We start from the raw sequence: 22,133 nt of genomic DNA, 5'->3' as shown, positions 1-22,133 counted from the left end.
AGGAGACCCCCGAGTGGAGCCTGCCGTCGACAGCCCCGATGAATTCTGGATGCGCCACGCGCTGCGCCTGGCCGAGCGCGCGGCGCAACAGGGCGAGGTCCCGGTCGGCGCGGTGCTGGTGCGCGACGGGCAGTGCATCGGCGAGGGCTGGAACCGCCCGATCGCCGACAACGACCCCAGCGCCCACGCCGAGATCCAGGCGCTGCGCGACGCCGGACGCCGGCTCGCCAATTATCGCCTGCCCGAGACCAGGCTCTATGTCACCCTCGAGCCCTGCGTGATGTGCGCCGGGGCCATCGTCCATGCCCGTGTCGGCGCGGTGGTCTATGGCGCGACCGACCCCAAGGCCGGGGCCTGCGGCAGCGTCTTCGACCTGCTGCCCTCGGATGCGCGCTTCAACCATCGCACCGAGTGTCGCGGCGGGGTGCTCGCCGCGGACTGCGGCGAGCTGTTGCGTGACTTCTTCCGTGCCCGACGCCGGGCCGCGCGCGCCGCGCGCGACGCGCTCAGGCCGTGAAGTCGACCACCACCGCGGTGACGTTGTCGTTGCCACCGGCCTCGCAGGCGGCCCGTACCAGCGCCTGAGCGGCGACCTCGGCGGGGTGGATCTGGGAGAGGATACGGGCGATCTCGTCGCCGGCGAGGTCGCGATTCAGCCCGTCGCTGCACAATAGGTATCGATCGCCCGCGCGCAGCGACTCGGTACGCCGCTCGAACTCGAGCCGGGCATCGGCGCCGACGGCGCGCACCAGCACGCTCGAGAGCGGGTGCCACTCCGCCTCCTCGGGCGAGAGCAGCCCCATATCGACCAGCGCCTGGACCTGGGAGTGATCGCGGCTGAGCTGCTCGAGCACGCCGGCGCGCAACCGATAGATACGGCTGTCGCCGGCCCAGCACAGCGCAACGCGATCACCAACGGCGAGCAAGGCCGCGACCGTGCTGCCGCAGAGCGCCTCGAGCACGCCCTCGGCGCTCGCCACCAGCTCGCGGTTGACCGCACGCAGCGTCCGCTCCAGCGTCTCCAGCCCCGACTCCAGCTCGAGTGCGCGCTCCAGCCGTCCCAACCGACTGACGATCAGCCGGCTCGCCTCGGCGCCGTCGCGATGCCCGCCCATGCCATCGGCCACCGCCCAGAGCCCCAGCTCCGGACGATCCAGATAGGCGTCCTGATTGTCCCGCCGCACCCGACCGGCATCGCTGATACCGCCCGAGTTCCAACACAAGCCCTTCGACCAGGGAGCCATGATTCGATCCACCTCTCGTCCGCCGACCATGGCGGTTTCGATCTTCCATTGTGCTGCCGCCGACCCACGTTGCGTCGACGACGATCAAGCCGCATAGACTGTATAGCGAACGCCATGACGTCAATGCGGATGTACGATTGCGACCGGTGGAGGCAGCGGATGGGCCAGGAGATCGCCAGTGACCGGTTCAGCGAGGCCGATCTCGCGCGCTTCACCACCCGGCTGCGCGAGGAGACCGCGCTGCTCGCGCGCTGGTTCGCCGAGGGGCGGATCGCGCACGCACCCCCGATGCTCGGCTTCGAACTCGAGGCCTGGCTGGTCGACACCGCGATGCGCCCGGCCCCGCGCGCCCCGGCGCTGCTCGACGCGCTCGCCGACCCCCGGGTGGTCCCGGAGCTTTCGATGTTCAACATCGAGTTCAACGGCACCCCGCTCGAACTCGGCGCGACGACCCTCTCGCAGCTCGCCACGACGCTCGGCGAGCCGCTCGAGCGCGCCCAACGGCTGGGCGAGGATCTCGGGCTGCGGGTGGTCACCATCGGCACCCTGCCGACGATCGACGCCGAGCAGCTCGACATCGAGACGATGTCGCCGCTGGCGCGCTATCGCGCGCTCAACGCCCGTATCTTCGCGCTGCGCCAGGGGCGAGCGCTGTCGCTGATCATCGACGGCGACGAACCGCTCGAGCTGCACTGGCACGACGTCATGCTCGAGGCCGCCGGCACCTCCTTCCAGATCCACCTGCAGGTCGCCCCCGAGCACGCCGCCCGGGTCTACAACGCCTCCAAGATCCTCAGCGGCCCGCTGGTGGCGATCAGCGCCAACTCGCCTTTCCTGTTCGGTCATGCGCTGTGGGAGGAGACGCGGATCGCGCTGTTCGAGCAGGCGGTCTCGGTCGGCGGCGCGATTCTCCAGGAACGGGTCAACTTCGGCCAGCGCTATGCCGCGCACTCGATCCTCGAGACCTTCGAGGCCAATCTCGCGCGTTATCCGGTCCTGCTGCCGCAGTGCAGCGACGAGCCACCCGAGACGCTCACCCACCTGCGCCTGCACAACGGCACCATCTGGCGCTGGAACCGGCCATTGATCGGCTTCGACGACGACGGCCGCCCGCATCTGCGCATCGAGCACCGGGTGATCCCCGCCGGTCCCACGGTTGCAGACGCCATCGCCAACACCGCGCTCTATCTCGGTGCGGTGCACGCGCTCAGCCACGACCCGCGCCCCCCGGAGCAGCGACTGCCCTTCCCCCTGGCGATGGCCGGTTTCTACGACTGCGCCCGCGCCGGGCTCGGCGCGCGCATCCGCTGGCTCGACGGGCGCGAGCACCAGGTCGCCACCATCCTCCGCGACGACCTGCTGCCGCGCGCCCATCGCGGGCTGGAGGCGTTGGGGATGGGCGCGGACGAACGCGGACACTGGCTCGACATCATCGCCCAGCGTCTCGCCCGGCGACGCACCGGCGCGGCCTGGCAACGCGCCTGGGTGGCGCGCCACGGCCACGACATGTACGGGTTGACCGCCGCCTATCTGGCACGCCAGCGCGCCGGTCACCCGGTGCACCAATGGAGCATCGACTGAACCAGGGACGACCATCCCGAGGACGCAGAGACCATCGCCATGCTGCAACAGCTCGACCACCTGCCGGAGGGACTGCTCGAGACCCCGGCGCCCGGACTCGAGGCCCTGCTCGGCGGCCCGACCCTGATCCATCTGCCGGGACAGCGCCGGGCGCCGCTGTTCGTCTCGGTGCTGCTCCACGGCAACGAGACCGTCGGCTGGGAGGCGGTGCGCGCCCTGCTCGCCGCGCGTCTGACCCGCTACGGCGCGCTGCGCCTGCCCCGTGCGCTGAGCCTGTTCATCGGCAATGTCGCCGCCGCCGCCCACAGCGTCCGGCGGCTGCCCGGACAACCGGACTACAACCGGGTGTGGCCGGGCGCCGCACCCGACCACGGCCCGGAGCAGCTGATGATGGCCCAGGTGGTCGAGACCATGCGTGCACGCGCGCCCTTCGCCAGCGTCGACCTGCACAACAACACCGGGCGCAACCCGCACTATGGATGCGTCAACGTGCTCGAACCCCGGACACTGCAGCTGGCGAGCCTGTTCGCCCGCACCCTGGTCTATTTCACCAGCCCCACCGGGGTGCAGTCACAGGCCTTCACCGGCATCTGCCCGGCGGTGACCCTGGAGTGCGGCAAGGTCGGCGAGCAGGGCGGCGTCGACCACGCGCGCGAGTTCGTCGGCGCCCTGCTCCAGCTCACCGAGCTGCCCGCGCGCCTGCCGGCGGCGCGTGAGTTCGATCTGTTCGAGACCGTCGCCCGCGCCCGCATCCCGCCCGGGGTGCACTTCGGTTTCCCGCCCGAGCAGGCCGATCTGGTCCTCGACCCGGCGCTCGAACGGCTCAACTTCTGCGAGCTGCCGGCGGGCATGGCCTTCGGTCGGGTGCGCCCCGGCAAGGGGCTCTGTGTCGAGGTGCACGACGCCGAGGGCCGCGACCTGAGCGCGCAGTTCTTCAGGATCAGTGGCGAGGAGCTGCTGCTGCGCCGCCCGGCGATGCCCTCGATGCTCACCCGCAACGAGGTGGTGATCCGTCAGGACTGTCTCTGCTATCTGATGATCCGCCGCGAACCGCCGCTGGCCGTGCGCGACGATTGAGCGGACTCAGCCCGAGAGCGGGCGCGGCGCGCCCGCGACCAGGCGGCGCAACCGATACCACAGCCAACCGAGATGCTCGTGGAGGGCGTAGTAGCTGACCACGAAGCCGCGCGCCGAGGGCAGCCAGTCACGATAGTTCCAGTCATCCGGGTCGGGGTCGTGGAGAAACCCGGTGGGCGCGGCGATCGGCGCCAGACCGACCTCCTCGAACACCCGCAACGCACGTCTCAGGTGCCAGGCATCGGAGACCAGCAGGATGCGTCGATGGCCGTCGCGCGCGAGCAGCGGCGCCGAATAGGCGGCGTTCTCCCAGGTGTTGAGGCTCCGTGCCTCGACCCCGGCGACGGCGATGCCGTAATCCTCGAGCAACACCTCGGCCATCAGCCGCGCGATCGGCGGGGCCTCCGGCGGCGGGCTGCCGCCGCTGACATAGAGCGGCAGACCGGTGGCGCGCTGCAGGTGCGCGGCATAGCGCAGACGACGCAGGGTGGCGCTGTCGACGCTCTCGCCGCCGTACTCCGGGGCCACGCTCGTACGTCCGGCGCTGAGCACCAGGATCGCCTCGGCATCGGCCGGGATCGGGTGACCGGGGGTGGCGAGCGGCGCATGCCGCTCCAGCGGCGCCATCAGCCAGGCGCCGACGGCCGGCAGGCTCATCGCCGCGAGCGCCAGGGTGGCGGTCAGCAGCAGCCCCCGCCCCACCCCGCCCTGAACCAGCAGCGCGGCCAGCAACAACGCCAGCACCAAGATGCCGGGCGGCATCAGCAGGCTCTTGAGTACGCTGTAGAGCACGCTCATGCGCGCCGGGGGCGGCGACTCACAGCGGCGCCTGCAGGTCGGCATGATAGGAGGAGCGGACCATGGCGCCGCTGGCGACATTGCGAAAGCCCATCGCCTCGCCATCTTCGCGCAGGGCGTCGAACTCCTCCGGGGTCCAGTAACGACGCACCGGCAGGTGCGCGCGCGAGGGCTGCAGATACTGTCCGAGGGTGAGCATGTCGCAGCCGTGCTCGCGCAGCGCGCGCATCACCTCCAGCACCTCGTCGCGGGTCTCGCCGAGTCCGAGCATCAGCCCCGACTTGGTGAGCACATCGGGGTGGCGCGCCTTGAACGCCTCGAGCAGTCGCAGCGAGCCGGCATAGTCGGCTCCGGGCCGGGCCTCGCGATAGAGCCTGGGCACGGTCTCGAGGTTGTGGTTGAAGACGTCGGGAACCGCGTCGTCGACGAAGCACTCGAGCGCGACCGACTCGCGACCGCGGAAGTCCGGCACCAGCACCTCGACGCGGACCCCCGCCTCCTGGGCGCGCACCGCGCGCACGCAGGCGGCGAAGTGAGCCGCGCCGCCATCGCGCAGGTCATCGCGATCGACCGAGGTGATGACCACGTAGCGCAGCCCCATCGCCGCGATCGAACTGGCCAGGTGCTCGGGCTCGCCGGGATCGGGCGGCTCGGGACGACCGTGAGCGACGTCGCAGAAGGGACAACGGCGGGTGCAGACATCGCCGAGGATCATGAAGGTGGCGGTGCCGTGGTTGAAGCACTCACCGAGGTTCGGGCACATCGCCTCCTCGCACACGGTGGCGAGCTTGTGCTCGCGCATCAGCGCCTTGATGCGCCGCACCTCGGCGCCGAGCGGGGCGCGCGCGCGGATCCAGGCGGGCTTGCGCAGCACCGGGGCATCGGTCGCGACCTTGACCGGGATGCGGGCGAGCTTGTCGCGGCCACGCTGGTGGGTCTCTGGGGTCGCGCGCGAGGGCGCGCGCAGCGGATCCTGATCTGACATGGACGGGTTCCCGGCCTCGCGCTCACACGAGGCTGTTGCGGTTGACGACATCCGCATCATCATCGGGGAGACGAGGCAGCGAAACAAGCGCGACCAGAGTCAGGTCGCGCCGGGCAACGGAGGACGGGAATCAGTCCTCGGGCGGCAGCAGCCGATCGACGAGGATCGCAAACCAGGGGGTGAACCACTCCGGGTGCATGCGCAGGGCGCGACGGATCGCCGCCACCGACATCCACCGCCAGGCGCCGACCTCGGAGGGGTCGGGCTGCGGGTCATCGGTGAAGTGACCGTGGTAGATGTGCAGATATTCGTGCTCGATCAGGCCCGAGGCCTGATCCTCGGCGCGATAGATCAGCTCGTTGCGCTCGGTGAGCGGGACGCGGAAGCCGAATTCTTCCTTGAGCCGGCGGCCGGCACCGGCGACCGTGGTCTCGCCCGGGCGCGGGTGACCGCAGCAGGTGTTCGACCAGCGGTTGGCGAAGTGATACTTGGCATCGGCGCGGCGCTGCAGCAGCAGCTCGCCACGGGTGTTGAACACCAGGATCGAGAAGGCGCGATGGAGTCGGCCGTCGACGTGCACCTCCAGCTTGCCTGCCGGACCGATCTCGCGATCCTCTCGATCGACGACGATCAGCTGCTCGCTGGCATCGCGTCGGGCGACCTGCTCGAGTTCGGCGGCGTTCAGGGGCGGAAGGACTTGGGCGGTCAAGGTCTCACCTCCAGCACGCTCCCGCCCCACCAGGCGCGCGACGAGGTGCGGGAGACGTCGTTCGGATTCAGGGTCGGATCGGGACGCCGACGACTCAGCGCGTCCCGAAGGCGTCGATGGCCGCGCGCAGCTCGACGTGCTCGGCGGCATAGTCTAGCAGGGGAACGCCCCGGGCGATCGCCTCCCAGGCCTGACGAATGCTTGCGGCGCCGCCGCGCGGGCCATGCGGATGGCCGAACACGCCCCGCCCCGGCACGAAGCCGAAGTCGACGGTACCGAGCTTGTCGTGGACGCCGCCGAGGGTGAGGGCGTTGTCGCTGCCCCCGGGGACCGGCAGGCTGGGCAGCAGCTCGCCCATGGGCTCGAGACAGGCGGCGGCGTTGGCGCGCACCTCGTCGTCGGAGGTGAACATGCGCGAGCCGAAGCCGGGCATGATGACGACATCGAACCCGGCCAGACGCTGCAGCTTGGCAAACACCCGCGAGTGGATGCCGAAGCGCTCCATGCGACTGAAGGGCGCGATGAAGGGGAAGTGGGCGACCAGCGGCACCTGGGTGTGCTCACGCAGCATGCGCACCGCGCTCAGGCCCACCGGCATGGCGTTGACCAGCAGCGCGTTGGCGCCGCGGGCAACGGCACGATCGTGCAGTTCGATCAGGTTCTCGACCTCGTCGGTGACATTGGCGAGATAGATCTTGGGGGTGCCGGTCTCGGCCTCGGCGCGACGCCGCGCGGCGCCGAGCAGCTCGGCGCGACGCTCGAGCGGACACCAGTCGGTGTCGGCGAGCATCTCGTCGTCCTTGGCGATGTCGAGCCCTCCGAGCCAGCCCTGGTAGCCGAGTTCGCTGAAGGCCTCGGGCGGCAGACCGATGTTGGGCTTGATGACACCGAAGAAGATCGGCCGATCATAGGCCTGGAGCTGCTCGCGCAGCCCCTGGACGCCGAACTTGGGACCGGGGAACTGGGCCAGATAGGCCGCCGGAAAGTGGATGTCGAGCAGCTTGACCACCGGCGCGCCGGGCGAGAAGAAGGTGCCCTCGCCGCACACCGCGCTCAGCAGGTTGGGAATGCGCGGGCCGAAGTTGCGATGGGGATGGGCGATGCGCACCCGGCAGGCGGAGACGCCCTCGGTGACCTCGGGCTCGACGCCATAGCTGAAGCCCGGGCGGTCCTGTTCCAGCACCTCGAGCTCGACCGCGCGCGCACCGAAGCGCGGGCGCAGGTCCTCGTCGCTGCCGACGCGGCGCCACTGCGCGGTGGATTGCTCGGCGCAGAAGTGCGCGACCGCCTCGCGCGGATCGCCGCTGCACTCGAGGTAGTAGTCGAGCAGGATGTAGTCGTCGGCCACCAGCTCGTCGAGCGTGGCGAAGAAGCCCTCGCAATCGGCAGGGGTCATGGGGTCAGCGGACTCCGGAGATCTGGATGTTGAGGGTGCGCGACTCGCGCGGTCCGTCGAGTTCGACGAAGAAGATCGACTGCCAGCGACCGAGCAACAGCTCGCCGTGGTGCACGGGGATGGTCTCGGAGGCGTTCATGAACAGCCCGATGAGATGGGCGTGGGCGTTCTCGCGACCGTCGATCGGCGCCTGGTCGTGACCATAGCCCGCGCTCTTCGGGGCAAGGCGCGAGAGGAAGGCGAGCATGTCCTGCTGGAGCATGGTCTCGCGCTCGTTGAGGGCAACGAAGGCGGTGGTGTGCGGGGAGTGGATGGTGACCTGTCCCTCGCGCACCGAACTCTTCTCGAACACCTGCCGGATCTCGGCAGTGATATCGATGATCTCGATCGGGGAGGCCGTTCTCAACGGCAGGCGTTCGTGATGGAAATGCATAACAAGATGACTTCGATCTCAGCGGCCACGAGCGGGAAGGCTGCTCGCCCTCCTCGCCCGCGTCCGCAACCAGCCGCTTTCGCTTCAGAGCGTCGGCATGGCCGACATTCCTGCGACAGCCACCGGAGCAGCCTCCGAACCTTGCAGCCAGCCAAAGCCCGGGGAGCTGAGCAGGATGAGGTGGATCAGCAGCGCGAGCACGAACAGGAACCCACCCATGGCGACCAGGGTCATGCGCGGATCAAAGGTCTGCCAAATCTTGTGCATTGGTTGTCTCCTACATACATGGCACGGGACGCGGCAGCACACGAAGGCTGCCAGCCTCCCGTCAAATCCGCTGTGCGGCGGAGGTCTGGCTGATTACAGCCAGGGACGCCACAGCCACGCGAGGATGTGAGCCACGACCACGATGCCGAAGAAAGTGGTCATGCTCTGCACGAAGATGCCGTGAAACTCCTTCGCCTCTTCCTCGGTCAGCCCGGTCATGCTTTTCTCATCAGCCATGGAATTACCCTCACTTTTCATGTTAGGCCGATTAGGCCGTTACCGCGATCTACCCCGCGGCGGGGAATGATTCGGTGCGTCCATGGGCGGCCGAGGCCTGACCCGGGGACGCAGCCGTTGCCCGGGACTCGGACTTAAGCAGCACCGCCGAGCCAGTTGAAGGCCGGGCTGCTGAGCAGGATGAAGTGGATCAGCAGTGCCAGCACGAACAGGAACCCGAACAGGGCGACCAGGGTTCTGCGCGGATCAAAGATCTGCCAAATCTTATGCATGGTTCTCTCCAGTTTCATACAGAGTGGGTGTTACCGAGCTGACGGCCACCCGAGCGGTCATCGACCAAAAGACCCTTGGCCGTTACAGCCAGGGACGCCACAACCACACGAGGATGTGTGCAACGACAACGATCCCCGTGAACGCGACGAAACTGGACACGAAGATGCCGTGAAATTCCCTGGCTTCGTCTTCGGTCAGTCCAGACATCGAGCGGTTTTCCTGAGCCATTGAATGCCTTCCTCTCGATCGTCACCTTAGGCGATCGACTTCGCCGGTGTTGCGTCCCCGGGGGGGCGTACCGTGGCACGGTCCCCTCGGCTTGGGCGCCGCCGGGGCGGATGCCTCCGGCGCCGTCTAGGGCGTCCTTGCCCAGATCACGAGCGAAGTCCGAGTTCGCCCGTTACAGCTGCTGAGTATCCGCCTCGGCCGGAGCAGCCTCCTGCTCGGCCTCCGCTGCCTCGGTCTGACGACCCATGAGGCCCGGATAGTCCTTCAGCATCTTCGCACCATAGAGCGGCTTGTAGGCGCCCTGGTGGCAGGTCTTGCAGCTGACGCGGAAGGGGTCGCCATAGGGCCCCTTGCGCGACTCGGGCAGCACCTCGTTGAGCGGCCACAGGTAGTCCTGGTTCATCTCACGCACATGGCGGATCGCGTACCAGGCGGTGGTCCGCTTGGGCGTACTCTGATCCCAGGCGAAGAACGACCGGCTGTTGTGACAGTAGGTGCAGTTCACGCCCAGCGCTTCCGAGATGTGCATCATCAGACCATAGGTCCACTCGGCCTGCTTGATCGAGTTGGTGTTACCCGAGGGCAGCGCGGTGTTGCCGATGACGCGGATCTCGTTGTCGTTGTCGAGGAACGGGGTCATCGGATCGAACGGCAGCGACGAGTAGGCCGCGGTCACCATGCCAGCGGCGTTCTGCCCGGTCGGCACCACACCGGACGGGTGGTCCGGACCCGGATCGGTGGTCCAGACATACTCCGGCACCGGGTTGCCGCGGTGACAGGTGTAGCAGGTCACACCGGTGTCGGCCACGTGATCCTTCCACGCGCCGTTGGCCTGACGGGTCATCTCGAACATCCGCCGCGACACCACCTTGGTGTAGATGTCGTCGGAGGCGAAGTCACCGGGGACGTGGCAGTAGTTACAGCCTTCCTCGGGCGAGACCCACATGGTCACGGCGACCATGGTGCGAGTGAACTCAGCCATGGTGAGGTCGTCGAGGACCTGGACATTCTGGTAGATGTCGGTCGCCATCGGACCACCGGGTGCCGCGGCCGGGATCACCTCCGGCGGCACGTTCTCCCGGAAGCTGGCCTCGAGCAGACGGGGGTTCTTGACGTGCTCCATCGCCAGACCGCGGTAGCCGCCCTGCTCGACTTCTGGTGGCGGACGCTCACACCCGAGGAGCACCACCGAAGCAACGAGTGCTACCGCTGGGATGGATGCATGCTTGCCAATATTCATTGCGACACCCCCTGCAGCATCAATGGGTCTTGCACGGTGGTTTCGATCGGATAGCTCGGCGCAACGCCGTGCTTGACCGCCCAGAGGTACCAGTTGTCGACAACGGTGCCGGTCAGCAGGATGCCGATGCCAGCAGTGATCACGGTCAGGACCGCGCACCACCAGGCCCAGCGGTGGATCGACTCCATGGTCGCGTTGAAGCCCATGGTCCAGCGCCAGAACAGCGCCGCACGCTCTGCAGCAGTACCACGATCCACCACCTGATCGATCTCACGGTCGCCACCGAAGCGGCTCACGGCCAGGATGGTTGCACCATGCATGGCGAAGAGCAGCGCCGAACCATAGAGGAAGGCGATCGAGAGCATGTGGAACGGGTTGTAGTAAAGATTGCCGTAGCGAATCGAGAAGGCAGCCGTCCAGTCGAGGTGCGGGAAGATGCCGAACGGCACCGCCTCGGCCCAGCTCCCCATCATGATCGGGCGGATGAAGCCCAGGCTCAGATAGAAGAAGATGGCTGCGGCGAACGCCCAGGACAGATACTGGCTCATGCCGAGGTCGGCCGCGCGCTTGTAGGTGCGCACCCACCACAGCAGGATCGAGGCTGTCAGGAAGAAGCCGGCCATCAGCCACCAACCACCCTCGGTGAGCGGCGGAATGCTCAGTCCGTACTGCGGTGCCGGCGGCTCGAGCGCGAGCCAGAAGAAGTTCCTGACGAACTCGATCGGATTCCAATCGACCGTCGCCATCATGTTCAGGCCGATGATCAGAATCGCGACGAAACCGAAGATCAGCGAGAGGGTACCGGTGAAGCCGAGGTAGATGGGACCGAACTGAGCGTCACCGATCTTCCCGAGCCAGTAGGAGAAAATGGGCTTTCCGAGACGTGGCAGCTTGCCTTTCGGCAGCGGCACACCCGGATAGGCCGGGCAGCGCACTTGCACGCTCGTAAAAATGTTCTGATATTCAGGCATTGTAGTCTCCTAGATCCTACCAGAGCGGAAGCTCAAGCCACCAGTTCCACCATTCAGGCCAACCGCGGGTCCAGAAGGGTCCACTGATAACGATACACACCGCGCTCCAGAAGACGGCGCTCAGCGCCAGGAACAAGCCCAGACGGTGGATGCCGAGTGCGCCAATGGAGTAGCCCACGAGGTCACGGAAGAAGGTGTTCTCATGCTCGCCGGTCTTGACCGGCTCACCCTTCTGCGGATTGGTCACCGACAGGATCAGCGAGCCGTGCATCGACAGCGCCAAGCAGGTGGTGAAGAAGAAGGTGATGCCGAGCATGTGAGCCGGGTTGTAGTGGAAATGCAGGAACTGATACCCCACATTCGAAACCCAGTCGAGGTGGCTCAGGATCCCGTAGGGGAAACCGTGACCCCAAGCGCCCATCAGCACCGGGCGAACGACCACGAGCGTCAGATAGGCGCCGATCGCGAACGCAAATGCAAAGGGGATGTGGAAGCCGATGCCGAGCTTACGGCAGATTTCGACCTCTCGGAGAGCCCACGACACAAAGGCACCGGTGGCACAGATTGTGATGATTTGCCACAACCCGCCCTCGGTCAGCGGCGCCATTCCCAGACCGTAGCTCAGGTCCGGCGGCGCGATGCTGATCTGCCAAATGTTGTAGGTCTGGAGTTCGGCGTTAGGACCGATGGTCGCACCCCAAACGATCAGGAGCACGCCCAACAATGCGAAGAAGAAGCCCGTCACCCCGAAGAAGCCGACATAGAACGGCCCCACCCAGAAGTCGAATAGGTCTCCCCCTATCAGCGTCCCGCCACGGACGCGGTATTTTCTCTCAAAACTGAGCATGGCCATCGTAAAATCCTCTGCTGGGGAGGCACCCGAGGCGGCTGCCTCCTCTTAGCACTGTCGGCGGTAGGAGGGGCCGACCAGCTTGGCCGAGCCTCGCCTGCCGCCCCCATCAGGGACGTTATTGGTGCTGCGGCACAACCGGCGTCACCTGCTGGACCGACGAGGCCGGAACACCGTCTTCGAGCCAGTTGAACTCGGCGGTGCTCAGCAGAATCATGTGGATGGCGAGACCCAGCACGATCAGGAAGGCGAAGAGGGCGATCAGGATGCGACGCGGATCGATGAGCATCCAGATCTTCCACAGGGCTTCGGTCGGGAACATAACTAATTCTCCTAAAGAAATCGTAAAGGTCGTGCAGCACTTGCTGCCCAGGCGGCCCCGATGGGCGCCTGTGCACCTACGCTCGGATTACAGCCAGGGGCGCCACAGCCAAGCGAGGATGTGCGCGACGACCACGATGCCGAAGAAGGCAGTCATGCTCTGCACGAAGATGCCGTGGAACTCCTGTGCTTCCTGCTCGGTCAGACCGGTCACGCTGGTGTTGTCAGCCATTGGATAAATCCTCCGAATTTGGAGCTAAACCTCAGTTACGCCGCACTTGCCCCGTGCGGCGAGGGGTGCCGTGAGAGTGTCTGCCACGGCTGAGAAGACACCCGATGCCTGTCGGGCGAAATCCCATCGTGCCGATCGCCCCGCGACGGGGGAGATCGTCAATTCGATCCGCCACCCCTGGTGCGCTCGCACCCTCGGCCTCGCTCACTCTCAAACTCAGGAGTGCTGATCGAGGCTAGCGTCATTCGCGTGGTTCACAGAGGACTCACGACAGCGCGGGCTCGAAACACGATGGCCCTACGGGCTGGCTGGATTTTGGGTGTCAGTCTAGCTTGACTGGCAGAGATGTCAATCTACATTTACACCGGATTTTGACCCAGCCCTGCCCCGGATCAGGATTCCTTCCCAATGGGGCCTGAAGGCTGCCGGATAGCGACGCGCAAAGCGGTGTGAGGAAGGCCGCTGGCACGACAGCGCCCACCGGGAAGGCGGGCACGGAAGGGTGATGAGAGAGTGCCGACAGGCACCGTCCGGGCCGCCTCGGGCCGCCCGGACGACACCCTCAGCAGCGGCCTCAGGCGCCGGAGACGGCGCCGCGCGACTGCTCCACCTGGGCGACACCGACCTGCTCGAGACCCGCGGTCCGGGCAGCGCGCTCGGCAGCGTCACGCAACCGCTTGGCCGCCGAGATCCGCACCAGCACCGGCTGCGCCTCGACGATCCGGTCGAACAGCGCCCGCGCCTCTTCCGCCCAGGGCAGCTCGCGATGCATTCGCGCCGGAGTAGGATCGACGCGATCGAGATCGCTGCCCAACGGCAGGATGTTGAACAAGGCGTCGAACAGCGCGTTGCACACCTCCTGGACCAGATAGGTCGCCCCGGCGTAGCCCATGAAGGGGGTGCCGGTATGACGCCGGATCACGGTGCCCGGGAAGGAGGCCGGGATATAGGTCGCGCGAGCGCCGATCTCGGCGAGATACATCCGCTCGTTGTAGCTGCCGAAGACGATCAGCGGCGTCTTCTCCTGCACCGCGGTGCGGATCGCGTCGTTGTCGATCTTCACCCCGGCGCACCGCGAGAAGGCGAAGTTGCAGGGCAATCCCAGCTCGTCCTCGAGGAAGTGGCGCAGCCCGCGACTATAGGTCTCGCTGGCCGCGACACCGAAGCTCGCGGTGGTGAAGAAGTCCTGGGTGACCGAGCGCCACAGGTCCCAGATCGGCTTGATCGTGGTGTGCTTCTCGCGCTCGATGAAGGGCTCGGGGTCGAGCCCGAGCAGCTCGCCGAGGGTGCGCAGGAACTTGGTGGTGCTGTGCAACCCGATCGGCGCCTGCAGATAGGGCCGCTCGAGTGCCTCGCACAGCGCCCGACCGCTCTCGCGGTACATGCACACGTTGACGTCGGCGTCGGCAAGCCTGGGGATCTCCGAGAGCTCGCAGCCGAGCGGGAAGGTCAGGTTGACCTCGGCGCCGATGCCCTCGATCAGGCGTTGGATCTCGGCCAGATCCGAAGGCATGTTGAAGGTGCCGTACATCGGACCGATGATGTTCACCTTCGGGCGCTCGTCGGGGCCGCGCTCGCGGCGCTTGACCGCCTTGCCCTTCTTCGGCCCGTACTGGGTCCACAGCCAGTACATCGCGCGGTTGGCGCTCTGCCACTGGTCCTCGTCGATGGTGCGCGGCAGGAAGCGCTGGATGTTGGTGCCTTCGGGGGTCACGCCGCCGCCGATCATCTCGGCGATCGAGCCGGTCACCACCACCGTCGGCAGCTTCGGATCGAGGCTCTCGAAGGCCCGGCGCATCGCCTGCTCGGTCCCCTCCTGCCCCAGCTCCTCCTCACCCAGCCCGGTCACCGCCACCGGCAACTCGTGTGGCGGCAGGCCATCGGTGTAGTGCAGCACCGCCGTCACCGGCAGGTTCTCGCAGCCCACCGGGCCGTCGATGATCACCTGCAGGCCCTTGACGGCGGTGAAGACGTAGACAGAGCCCCAGTAACCGCCAGCGCGGTCGAGGTCGTTGATCAGCATCGGTAAGGCGTCCTCAGTGCGCGGCTCGGGTCGGCTTGGCGCGGCGTGTGCCGGGCGCGACGGGCCAGACCCCGCTCGTCGCCCCCTCCCCGACCCCGGCGAAGAACGCCTTCATGGTGTCGAAGCGGGCACGATTGCCCAGCGCGGCGTTGATCACCTGCGCCAGCGAGCCGGCCCCGGCGGGCCCCATCAGCGGGCGCGCCGAGATCAGATTGGTGAAATAGAGCGCGGGGATGGTCATCTCCTTGGCCGCCTGCACCACCGGCGTGGTGCCGATGGCCAGGTCCGGCTCGAGCGCCTTCACCGCGGCGAGGTCCTGCTCCAGCGAGGCGCGGAACTGCACCGGCACGCCGCGCTCCTCGAGCCAGGCAAGATCCGGTTCCGACCAGGGGGTGCGCGGACAGGCGGTGCCGACATAGGGCACCTCGGCACCGGACTCGATCAACAGGCGCGCGACCAGCAGCTCCGAGCCCTCGTAGCCCGAGACCAGCACCCGCCCCTTGATCGGCGCGCCGGCGAGCGCGCCCTTGATCGCCGGCAGGAAGCGGTTCTTGGCCGCGTCCACGGTATCGCGCGCAATCCCGCAGGCCGCGCCGATGGCATCGAGCCAGGCGGCGGTGCCCTCGACCCCGACCGGGGCCGAGCCCACCACCGGACGCCCGGCGGCGGCGAACTCGCGCGCGCTGGCGGCATAGTGGGGATGGATCGCCGCGGCGGCGGCGCAGTCGAGCGCGGCATAGAGCTCGCGCCACTCGCGGGTCGGGATCACCGGACCGGCGGCCAGCCCCAGCGGTTCGAGCAACATGCCGATACCGACCGGGTCGGCCGGGAACATCTCACCGAGCAGGGTCACCGTGGGGCGCTCGCTGCGCCCGCCGCGCGGGGCCTGCACCGGGCCCTGCTCGGCCTCGCGACGGGCGTAGTTGAGCATCGCCCCGGCGAGCACGTCCTTGGCCTCGGCATGGGTCGGCACGCCGAAACCGGGGATGTCGATACCGAGCACGCGCACCCCGTTGAGCTCCTTGGGCAGCAGCCGCAGCGGCACCCCGGAGGCGGTCGGCACGCACAGATTGATCACCACGATGGTGTCGTAGCGCTCGGGGTCGGCGAGCGTGTCGACGGCCTCGCGCACGTCCTCGTAGAGCTGACCGGAGACCAGGCTCTCGGAATCGAACGGGATATAACCGATCGAGCGGCGCGCGCCGTAGAAGTGGGCGGTGAAGCTCAGGCCATAGACACAACAGCCCGAGCCGACCATCAGCATCGCGGTACGACGCATCCGCAGCCCGACGCGCAGCGCGCCGAACGAGGGACACATGGTCTGCGGCTGATCGTGCGGCGCCGCCACCGCGTTGGCGTCGAGCCGCGCGATCAGTGCGCTGTCGCCGGCGGCCTCGGCGGCACGGCGCAGCACGTCACGGTGCTGACACCCCCCCTCCCCGGGTGCGGCAACGGCCTGCGAGCCGCGGGGCGCGTCCTGGTGCTGCTCAGACATCGTCGTAGACCACCTCGAGCGAGGGCCGCTCGATCGCGGCGGTACTGCACATGTCGGTCGGCTGCGCCGGCTCGAGCACGACGTTGCGACCGACCTCATCGCCCTTGAACAGGCCGAGCAGCGACTCGTGGTCGAGCGGCTTGGGACGACGCGGCGGCGCCTCGGCGACATTGGTCGCCAGCTCCTCGAACAGCGGCCCCCAACGCTCGCCGGGGCGACCGATGATCTCGTAGTTGGCGCTCTTGCGACGGATCTCCTCGTGCGCCGGGATGGTGGCGAGGATCGGGATATCGGCGGCGTGGGCAAAGGCCTGGGCCTCGCCGGTGCCGTCGTCCTTGTTGATCACCATGCCGGCGACGCCGACGTTGCCGCCGAGGCTGGCGAAGTACTCCACCGCCGAGCAGACGTTGTTGGCGACGTAGAGCGACTGCAGGTCGTTGGAGCCGACCACGATCACCTTCTGACAGAGATCGCGGGCGATCGGCAGGCCGAAGCCGCCGCAGACCACATCGCCGAGGAAATCGAGCAACACATAATCGAAGTCCCAGTCGTTGAAGCCGAGACGCTCGAGCAGCTCGAAACCGTGGATGATGCCGCGACCACCGCACCCGCGACCGACCTCGGGGCCGCCGAGCTCCATCGCGAACACGCCATCGCGCTTGAAGCAGACGTCACTGATCACGACCTCCTCGCCAGCGCGCTTCTTCGCCGAGGAGGTGCCGAGGATGGTCGGGCAGGAGCGCCCGCCGAACAACAGCGTGGCGGTATCGCTCTTGGGGTCGCAGCCGATCAGCAGGACCTTCTTGCCCTGCTGCGCCAGCATGTACGACAGGTTGGCGAGCGTGAAGCTCTTGCCGATGCCACCCTTGCCGTAGATGGCGATGATCTGCGTCTCCTTGACCGCGGGTGCCGCACTGCTCGAGGCGGGTGTGTTGACGGATACGCTCACGAAATCGCTCTCCAATCCAGAATCATCTTCAGGCACATCGGGTCGCCGAAGGCGGTGCGATAGGCGCGATCGGCCTCGGTGGCCGGCTCCCGATGCGTAATGAGCCCGTCCAGGGACAACCGGCCGGACTCGACCAGTTCCTTGACTGCGGCCAGGTCGGCGGGATGCCACTGCGCCGCCACCCGCAACCGCGCCTCGCGCATGAACGCCGGCGGGAAGGTGAACGACAGCGGCTGGCTGTAGAAGCCGGCGAGCACGATCTCGCCCTGCGGGGCGAGCCGCGCGATCAGCTGATCGAGGATCTGCGGATCGCCGCTGACGTCACAGATGCTGCGATAGTCGCGCCGCTCGTCATTGGCCGGATCGACCACCTCGTAGTCGAAGCCCTCGGCGCCGCTGGCACGCTCGGGATTGACCTCCCAGACCACCGGACGGCTGCCCTCCTCGGCGAGCGCGGCGATGCGCGCCAGCAGCCGACCGAGCACCCCGTGACCGACGATCAGCTCGGCGTGCGGTGCCTTGCCGGGGGTGGCGATGGCGTGATAGGCCGTCGCCGCCAGCGCCAGCAGCACCGCACGCTCGCCGAGGGCCTCGTCGACCGCGAGCAGCCGCGCGCCGGGCACCACCACCCGCGCCGAGGCACCGCCGAACAGGCCGTTGACCTCGCCATAGCAGCGGGCACCGGGGACGAAGACGAAGTCGCCGGCCTTGACCCCCGACTCTGGACCGGCCTCGACCACGCGACCGACCGACTCATAGCCGGGCACCAGCGGATAGCCCATGCCGGGGAAGGGGGGCATGCGCCCGGACCACAGCAGACGTTCGGTGCCGGTACTGATCCCGCTCCAGTCGATCTCGACCACCGCATCGCCCGCCTCGGGCGGGGTGAGCTGCAATCGTTGAAGCGAAAGACGTTCGGGCTGTTCGAGGACAACGGCGAGGGTTTCGAGGTTCACGGTGCGGCACGCATTCGAGTTGTTACGGACGAGCCTCGCAGTTTAACGGATGTGACCGACCCGTCCACCGCGAGAGCCCAGGGATATTGATCTGCATCGGCAAAAGCGATCGCCACGGGACGTGGTGGAACGCGCTCAGTCGGACGCCCGGCGTGCGAGCAGCGCACGGGTGAGGATCGGGCGGTTGGTTGGCAGCTCGCGCGTCTGCTCGAACCCGGCGGCGGCGAGCATCGCCTCCAGCTCGGCGGCGGTGCGTGGGCGACCGCTGCCCATTGCCAGCAGGTAGAGACCGAAATAAGCGTCCCCCACCGGCTCGGCACCACGGGTGCCGGACATCGGCTCGGCCACCAGCAGCGTACCGCCGGGGGCGAGTGCGCGATGCGCCGCGGCGACGAAACCGGCGGCACGCTCGTCGTCGTGATCGTGCACCACCCGCACCAGCGAGACCACGTCCGCCCCCTCGGGCAGCGGATCGCGCAACACGTCACCGCCGACGGCACGGGCGCGCTCGGCGAGGCCCTCGCGGACGAAGCGCGCCTGAGCGCGCTCGGCCACCGCCGGCAGATCGAACAGGATCACCTGCAGGTGCGGCCAGCGCTTGGCCACCTCGACCAGGAAGGTGCCATCGCCGCCGGCGATGTCGAGCAGACAGTGGTGATCGCGGAAGGAATAGGCATCGAGCACCTCCTCGGCGATCATCGCCTGGGAGTCGGCCATCAGCGCCGAGTAGCCGTCCACCGCCGCGGCATCGCTGCGCGCCGGCGCACTCGACTCGGCATAGGCCCAATAGTCGGCGAGCGCGCGCTGCGGACGCTCGCCGCGCAACAACGCCAGCGGGTCCTCGAGATCGGCATAGAGCATCGCGTGGTGCTCGACCATCGCGGCGATGCCGCGGTTGCCGAGCACCACGGCACCACGCTCGCCGAGAGCGAAGCGGTCCGCCCCGCGCTGCTCGACCAGACGCAGGCTGGCCGCGGCGAGCAGCAGACGGCGCGCACCCTCCTCCGGCAGCCCCAGCGCCGGGGCAAGCGCGGCGCTGTCGCTCGGACCACGCTCGTCGAGCAGCTCGAACAGGCGCGCGCGCACACAGGCATAGAGCACCTGGGAGTAGACGAAACCGGCAACGATGTCGAACAGCTCACGGGCGTGACGCCGGGCGAGCGGGCGGGTCAGCGGGAAGCGGGCGGCCCAGCGCTGAAAGCGCGGGCTGGAGAGGAGACGATTGCGTAGCTTCAGCCAGTCGTCACGAATCGGCACGGGGTCCCTCCGGTGCGCGCCCGGCGCGCGCCGCACGGGCGCGCGCGACAGACGCCATCAGGCAGCCTGCTGGGCGAGGCTCTTGGGCATGATGTGGCGCGCCTCGTGCACCAGCACCTCGGCAAAGCGCTCGCGCCCGGGGCACTCGGGGATGGCGTCGACAGCCTCCTGCACCAGCCCCTTGAGCCGGGCCACGGCCCCCTCGACACCGAGTTCGCCGGCGGCGCTGGGACGGTTGAGCAGGGCATCGCGTCCGACCGGCTTGCCGACCTCCTGGGCGCTGGCGGCAACATCACGCAGATCATCGGCGACCTGGTAGGCCTCGCCGATCTTGTCACCGACCACCCGCCAGGCATCGGCGTCGGCGCCGGCGACCTGGGCACCGGCGGCGGTCGCCGCGGCGAACAGCGCGCCGGTCTTGGCGCGGTGATAGTGCTCGACCGAGACCTTGGGCTCGCACTCCCAGGCCTGACCGGCGGTGATGCCGTGCGGCATCCCCGCCGAGCGCCCGACGGTGAGCAACAGCGGGGCGAGCAGTGCGGGCTTGTCGCTGAGCTGACGGGCGAGGTGCTCGAAGGCGAGGATGATCAGCGCATCGCCGGCGAGTACCGCCAGCGGCTCGCCGTAGGCGCGGTGCACCGAGGGCACCCCACGACGCAGCGGCGAGTCGTCGAAGCAGGGCAGATCGTCGTGCACCAGCGAGGCGCAGTGCAGCAACTCGATGGCGCTCGCCGCGGCATCGGCCGAGACCACGTCCTTGCTGCCACAGGCGGCGGCCACCGCGATGCACAGCCGCGGGCGCACCCGCGCACCGCCCGGGAAGACCGCGTGACGCACCGCCTCGGCCAGCCGCGGGGGACAGCCGGAGACGACCACATGTTCAATGGCCTCGGTCAAGGCCCGCTCGATTCTCGCTGCGGTGGCATCCATCTCTGCTTCCCCGGCAACTGGTGTTCGTCTGAAAAAGTGTAAGGATTAGTTGACACTAATTTGTGTCATGTACAATAGACATCAACGCACGAGGCGTCAACGTGAATCACAGGAGGTCGCTGTCCGATGTCAACGCAATCGGTGGTCGTCATCGGAGCAGGGATCGGCGGCCTGGCAGCGGCCATCCGTCTCGCCGCTCGCGGACTGCAGGTCAGGGTGTTCGAGCGCGCCGCCGGCCCCGGCGGCAAGATGCGGCAGCTGCAGGTCGACGGTCAGGCGATCGACGCCGGGCCCACCGTCTTCACCATGCGCTGGGTGTTCGACGAACTCTTCGCCACCGCCGGCGCGCGACTCGACGATCATCTCAGACTGCAACCGGCCGAGATCATAGCACGCCACGCCTGGAGCGCCGACGAGCGTCTCGACCTCTACGCCGACCACGAGCGCTCGGTCGCGGCCATCGGCGACTTCGCCGGCGCCGCCGAGGCCGAGCACTACCGCGCCTTCTGCAAGCGCGCGCGCGCCGCCTACGAAACCCTGGAGCAGAGCTTCATCCACGCCTCCCGTCCCAGCCTGATAGGACTGATGAGTCGCTGCGGGGTCAGCGGCATGGCCGGCTTGCGCGGCATGCGTCCCTACGACACTCTATGGCAGGCGCTCGGCGAGCACTTCGCCGATCCCAGGCTGCGCCAGCTGTTCGGACGCTACTCCACCTACTGCGGCTCGTCACCCTTCGCCGCGCCGGCGACGCTGATGCTGATCGCCCATGTCGAGCAGCAGGGCGTGTGGCTGGTGCGCGACGGCATGCATCGCGTCGCACGCGCGCTCGCCGCGCTTGCCGAGGGGCTGGGGGTGGAACTCCACTATGGCCGCGGGGTCTCGGAGATCGAGGTGACCCGGGGGCGAGCCAGCGGCGTGGTCCTCGAGGACGGCGAGCGGGTGAGTGCCGACGCGGTGGTCTGCAACGCCGATCCGGCGGCGCTCTCCAGCGGACGCCTCGGCGCCGAGGCGATCGCCGCCCTGCCCCGCCTGCCGGCCTCCCGTCGCTCGCTCTCGGCGATCACCTGGGGGCTGGTGGCACACACCGAGGGCTTTGCCCTCGAGCGCCACAACGTCTTCTTCGGCCGTGACTACCAGGCCGAATTCGACGATATCTTTCGTCATCGACGGGTCCCGCGCGAGGGGACCGTCTATATCTGCGCCCAGGACCGCGGCGAGGGCAACATCCCGTCGGGTCCAGAGCGCCTGTTGTTGCTGCTCAACGCCCCTGCACGGGGCGACATGCAGCCATTCGACGCTTCGGAGATCGAGCAATGCGAACGGCGGGTATTCTCCCTGTTGGAACGATGTGGCCTGAGGGTGGCGCGACACCCGGAGCGCTGCCAGGTCGTCACGCCGAGGGACTTCGAGGGGTTGTTCCCGGCGACCGGGGGAGCGCTCTACGGCCCGGCGATCCACGGCTGGCGGGCATCGTTCAATCGACCGGCCTCGCGGACCCGGATCCCGCGGCTGTATCTGGCGGGCGGGAGCACACACCCGGGCGCGGGCGTGCCGATGGCGGCGATCTCGGGGGAGCTGGCGGCGACGAGCCTGCTCGCGGACCTCGCTTCGACCTGAGCATCACCCCCGGCGGCTATCTGTGGTGGTATGTCGACGCGCTGAGCGACGACGGCCAGCACGG

25 protein-coding genes are annotated in these 22,133 nt (G+C 68.1%); 4 read left to right on the top strand and 21 right to left on the bottom strand.

Features of this window, described 5'->3' with window-relative positions; all coding sequences use genetic code 11:
- Window positions 1-13: 13 nt before the first annotated feature.
- Complete coding sequence (gene tadA, locus EDC29_RS04545) at window positions 14-517, top strand: tRNA adenosine(34) deaminase TadA (protein ID WP_123141437.1); 504 nt, start codon at window positions 14-16, stop codon at window positions 515-517.
- Here tadA and EDC29_RS04540 read toward each other — a convergent pair.
- A complete protein-coding gene (locus EDC29_RS04540; RefSeq protein ID WP_132228732.1) occupies window positions 507-1,244 on the bottom strand; it encodes a PP2C family protein-serine/threonine phosphatase in 738 nt (245 codons plus the stop codon). The two genes, tadA and EDC29_RS04540, sit on opposite strands and share 11 nt — an antisense overlap.
- A gap of 159 nt (window positions 1,245-1,403) precedes the next feature.
- Between EDC29_RS04540 and EDC29_RS04535 the strand changes: the two genes are divergently transcribed.
- Entirely contained in the window at window positions 1,404-2,825 is a 1,422-nt protein-coding gene (locus tag EDC29_RS04535; protein ID WP_132228730.1) for a glutamate-cysteine ligase family protein, read from the top strand.
- Window positions 2,826-2,864: 39 nt separating this feature from the next.
- Window positions 2,865-3,902 carry a M14 family metallopeptidase gene (locus tag EDC29_RS04530; protein ID WP_132228728.1) on the top strand — a complete coding sequence of 346 codons (1,038 nt, stop codon included), beginning with the start codon at window positions 2,865-2,867 and terminating at the stop codon, window positions 3,900-3,902.
- Between the two features lie 6 nt (window positions 3,903-3,908).
- Here EDC29_RS04530 and EDC29_RS04525 read toward each other — a convergent pair whose 3' ends face one another.
- From EDC29_RS04525 to EDC29_RS04430, 20 genes are all read right to left on the bottom strand, one after another.
- The gene (locus tag EDC29_RS04525; RefSeq protein WP_132228931.1) at window positions 3,909-4,700 is read right to left on the bottom strand and encodes a YdcF family protein; all 792 of its coding nucleotides are present in this window, start codon (window positions 4,698-4,700) and stop codon (window positions 3,909-3,911) included.
- Window positions 4,701-4,719: 19 nt separating this feature from the next.
- Window positions 4,720-5,685, bottom strand: coding sequence for a lipoyl synthase (gene lipA / locus EDC29_RS04520; protein ID WP_123143042.1), 966 nt, complete (start codon window positions 5,683-5,685; stop codon window positions 4,720-4,722).
- A gap of 130 nt (window positions 5,686-5,815) precedes the next feature.
- On the bottom strand, window positions 5,816-6,394 hold the full coding sequence (idi, locus tag EDC29_RS04515; RefSeq protein ID WP_062272594.1) for an isopentenyl-diphosphate Delta-isomerase: 579 nt from the start codon (window positions 6,392-6,394) through the stop codon (window positions 5,816-5,818).
- 94 nt (window positions 6,395-6,488) lie between these two features.
- Entirely contained in the window at window positions 6,489-7,790 is a 1,302-nt protein-coding gene (locus tag EDC29_RS04510; protein WP_123143040.1) for a RuBisCO large subunit C-terminal-like domain-containing protein, read from the bottom strand.
- A 4-nt stretch (window positions 7,791-7,794) separates the two neighbouring features.
- On the bottom strand, window positions 7,795-8,223 hold the full coding sequence (locus EDC29_RS04505) for a secondary thiamine-phosphate synthase enzyme YjbQ (protein ID WP_123141432.1): 429 nt from the start codon (window positions 8,221-8,223) through the stop codon (window positions 7,795-7,797).
- Window positions 8,224-8,307: 84 nt separating this feature from the next.
- The gene (gene pufA, locus EDC29_RS04500; RefSeq protein ID WP_123141431.1) at window positions 8,308-8,490 is read right to left on the bottom strand and encodes a light-harvesting antenna LH1, alpha subunit; all 183 of its coding nucleotides are present in this window, start codon (window positions 8,488-8,490) and stop codon (window positions 8,308-8,310) included.
- Window positions 8,491-8,583: 93 nt separating this feature from the next.
- A complete protein-coding gene (gene pufB, locus EDC29_RS04495) occupies window positions 8,584-8,727 on the bottom strand; it encodes a light-harvesting antenna LH1, beta subunit (RefSeq protein ID WP_062272586.1) in 144 nt (47 codons plus the stop codon).
- 134 nt (window positions 8,728-8,861) lie between these two features.
- Window positions 8,862-8,999 (bottom strand): light-harvesting antenna LH1, alpha subunit, encoded by a 138-nt coding sequence (pufA, locus tag EDC29_RS04490; protein ID WP_082805927.1) that lies wholly within the window; start codon window positions 8,997-8,999, stop codon window positions 8,862-8,864.
- Window positions 9,000-9,081: 82 nt separating this feature from the next.
- Window positions 9,082-9,228: a light-harvesting antenna LH1, beta subunit gene (gene pufB / locus EDC29_RS04485; protein ID WP_062272584.1), complete on the bottom strand. Its 147-nt coding sequence runs from the start codon at window positions 9,226-9,228 to the stop codon at window positions 9,082-9,084.
- Between the two features lie 172 nt (window positions 9,229-9,400).
- Window positions 9,401-10,468, bottom strand: a complete 1,068-nt coding sequence (gene pufC / locus EDC29_RS04480) for a photosynthetic reaction center cytochrome PufC (RefSeq protein ID WP_223806133.1) — start codon at window positions 10,466-10,468, stop codon at window positions 9,401-9,403.
- Window positions 10,465-11,439, bottom strand: coding sequence for a photosynthetic reaction center subunit M (gene pufM, locus EDC29_RS04475; RefSeq protein WP_123141430.1), 975 nt, complete (start codon window positions 11,437-11,439; stop codon window positions 10,465-10,467). Before pufM ends, pufC begins: the two co-directional genes overlap by 4 nt.
- 16 nt (window positions 11,440-11,455) lie before the next feature.
- Window positions 11,456-12,292: a photosynthetic reaction center subunit L gene (gene pufL, locus EDC29_RS04470; RefSeq protein ID WP_123141429.1), complete on the bottom strand. Its 837-nt coding sequence runs from the start codon at window positions 12,290-12,292 to the stop codon at window positions 11,456-11,458.
- A 115-nt stretch (window positions 12,293-12,407) separates the two neighbouring features.
- Window positions 12,408-12,611, bottom strand: coding sequence for a light-harvesting antenna LH1, alpha subunit (gene pufA / locus EDC29_RS04465; protein ID WP_123141428.1), 204 nt, complete (start codon window positions 12,609-12,611; stop codon window positions 12,408-12,410).
- Window positions 12,612-12,698: 87 nt separating this feature from the next.
- Window positions 12,699-12,842, bottom strand: coding sequence for a light-harvesting antenna LH1, beta subunit (pufB, locus tag EDC29_RS04460; RefSeq protein ID WP_062272574.1), 144 nt, complete (start codon window positions 12,840-12,842; stop codon window positions 12,699-12,701).
- Window positions 12,843-13,416: 574 nt separating this feature from the next.
- Complete coding sequence (gene bchZ / locus EDC29_RS04455) at window positions 13,417-14,865, bottom strand: chlorophyllide a reductase subunit Z (RefSeq protein WP_123141427.1); 1,449 nt, start codon at window positions 14,863-14,865, stop codon at window positions 13,417-13,419.
- Window positions 14,866-14,878: 13 nt separating this feature from the next.
- Window positions 14,879-16,360, bottom strand: coding sequence for a chlorophyllide a reductase subunit Y (bchY, locus tag EDC29_RS04450; protein WP_123143039.1), 1,482 nt, complete (start codon window positions 16,358-16,360; stop codon window positions 14,879-14,881).
- On the bottom strand, window positions 16,353-17,309 hold the full coding sequence (locus tag EDC29_RS04445) for a chlorophyllide a reductase iron protein subunit X (RefSeq protein ID WP_062272639.1): 957 nt from the start codon (window positions 17,307-17,309) through the stop codon (window positions 16,353-16,355). Before EDC29_RS04445 ends, bchY begins: the two co-directional genes overlap by 8 nt.
- Window positions 17,306-18,265, bottom strand: a complete 960-nt coding sequence (gene bchC / locus EDC29_RS04440) for a chlorophyll synthesis pathway protein BchC (protein ID WP_123141425.1) — start codon at window positions 18,263-18,265, stop codon at window positions 17,306-17,308. Before bchC ends, EDC29_RS04445 begins: the two co-directional genes overlap by 4 nt.
- Window positions 18,266-18,400: 135 nt before the next feature.
- On the bottom strand, window positions 18,401-19,522 hold the full coding sequence (locus tag EDC29_RS04435; RefSeq protein WP_123141424.1) for a methyltransferase: 1,122 nt from the start codon (window positions 19,520-19,522) through the stop codon (window positions 18,401-18,403).
- Between the two features lie 57 nt (window positions 19,523-19,579).
- Window positions 19,580-20,452, bottom strand: a complete 873-nt coding sequence (locus tag EDC29_RS04430) for a polyprenyl synthetase family protein (RefSeq protein ID WP_062272565.1) — start codon at window positions 20,450-20,452, stop codon at window positions 19,580-19,582.
- A 126-nt stretch (window positions 20,453-20,578) separates the two neighbouring features.
- Between EDC29_RS04430 and crtD the strand changes: the two genes are divergently transcribed.
- The gene (gene crtD, locus EDC29_RS04425) at window positions 20,579-22,069 is read left to right on the top strand and encodes a 1-hydroxycarotenoid 3,4-desaturase CrtD (protein ID WP_132228726.1); all 1,491 of its coding nucleotides are present in this window, start codon (window positions 20,579-20,581) and stop codon (window positions 22,067-22,069) included.
- Window positions 22,070-22,133 lie beyond the last annotated feature (64 nt).

It is taken from the genome of Marichromatium gracile (assembly GCF_004343155.1).
GTDB classification, from domain to species: domain Bacteria; phylum Pseudomonadota; class Gammaproteobacteria; order Chromatiales; family Chromatiaceae; genus Marichromatium; species Marichromatium gracile.
Note: the sequence above shows the minus strand (reverse complement) of the source record. Positions and strands in the feature narration are given on the sequence as shown.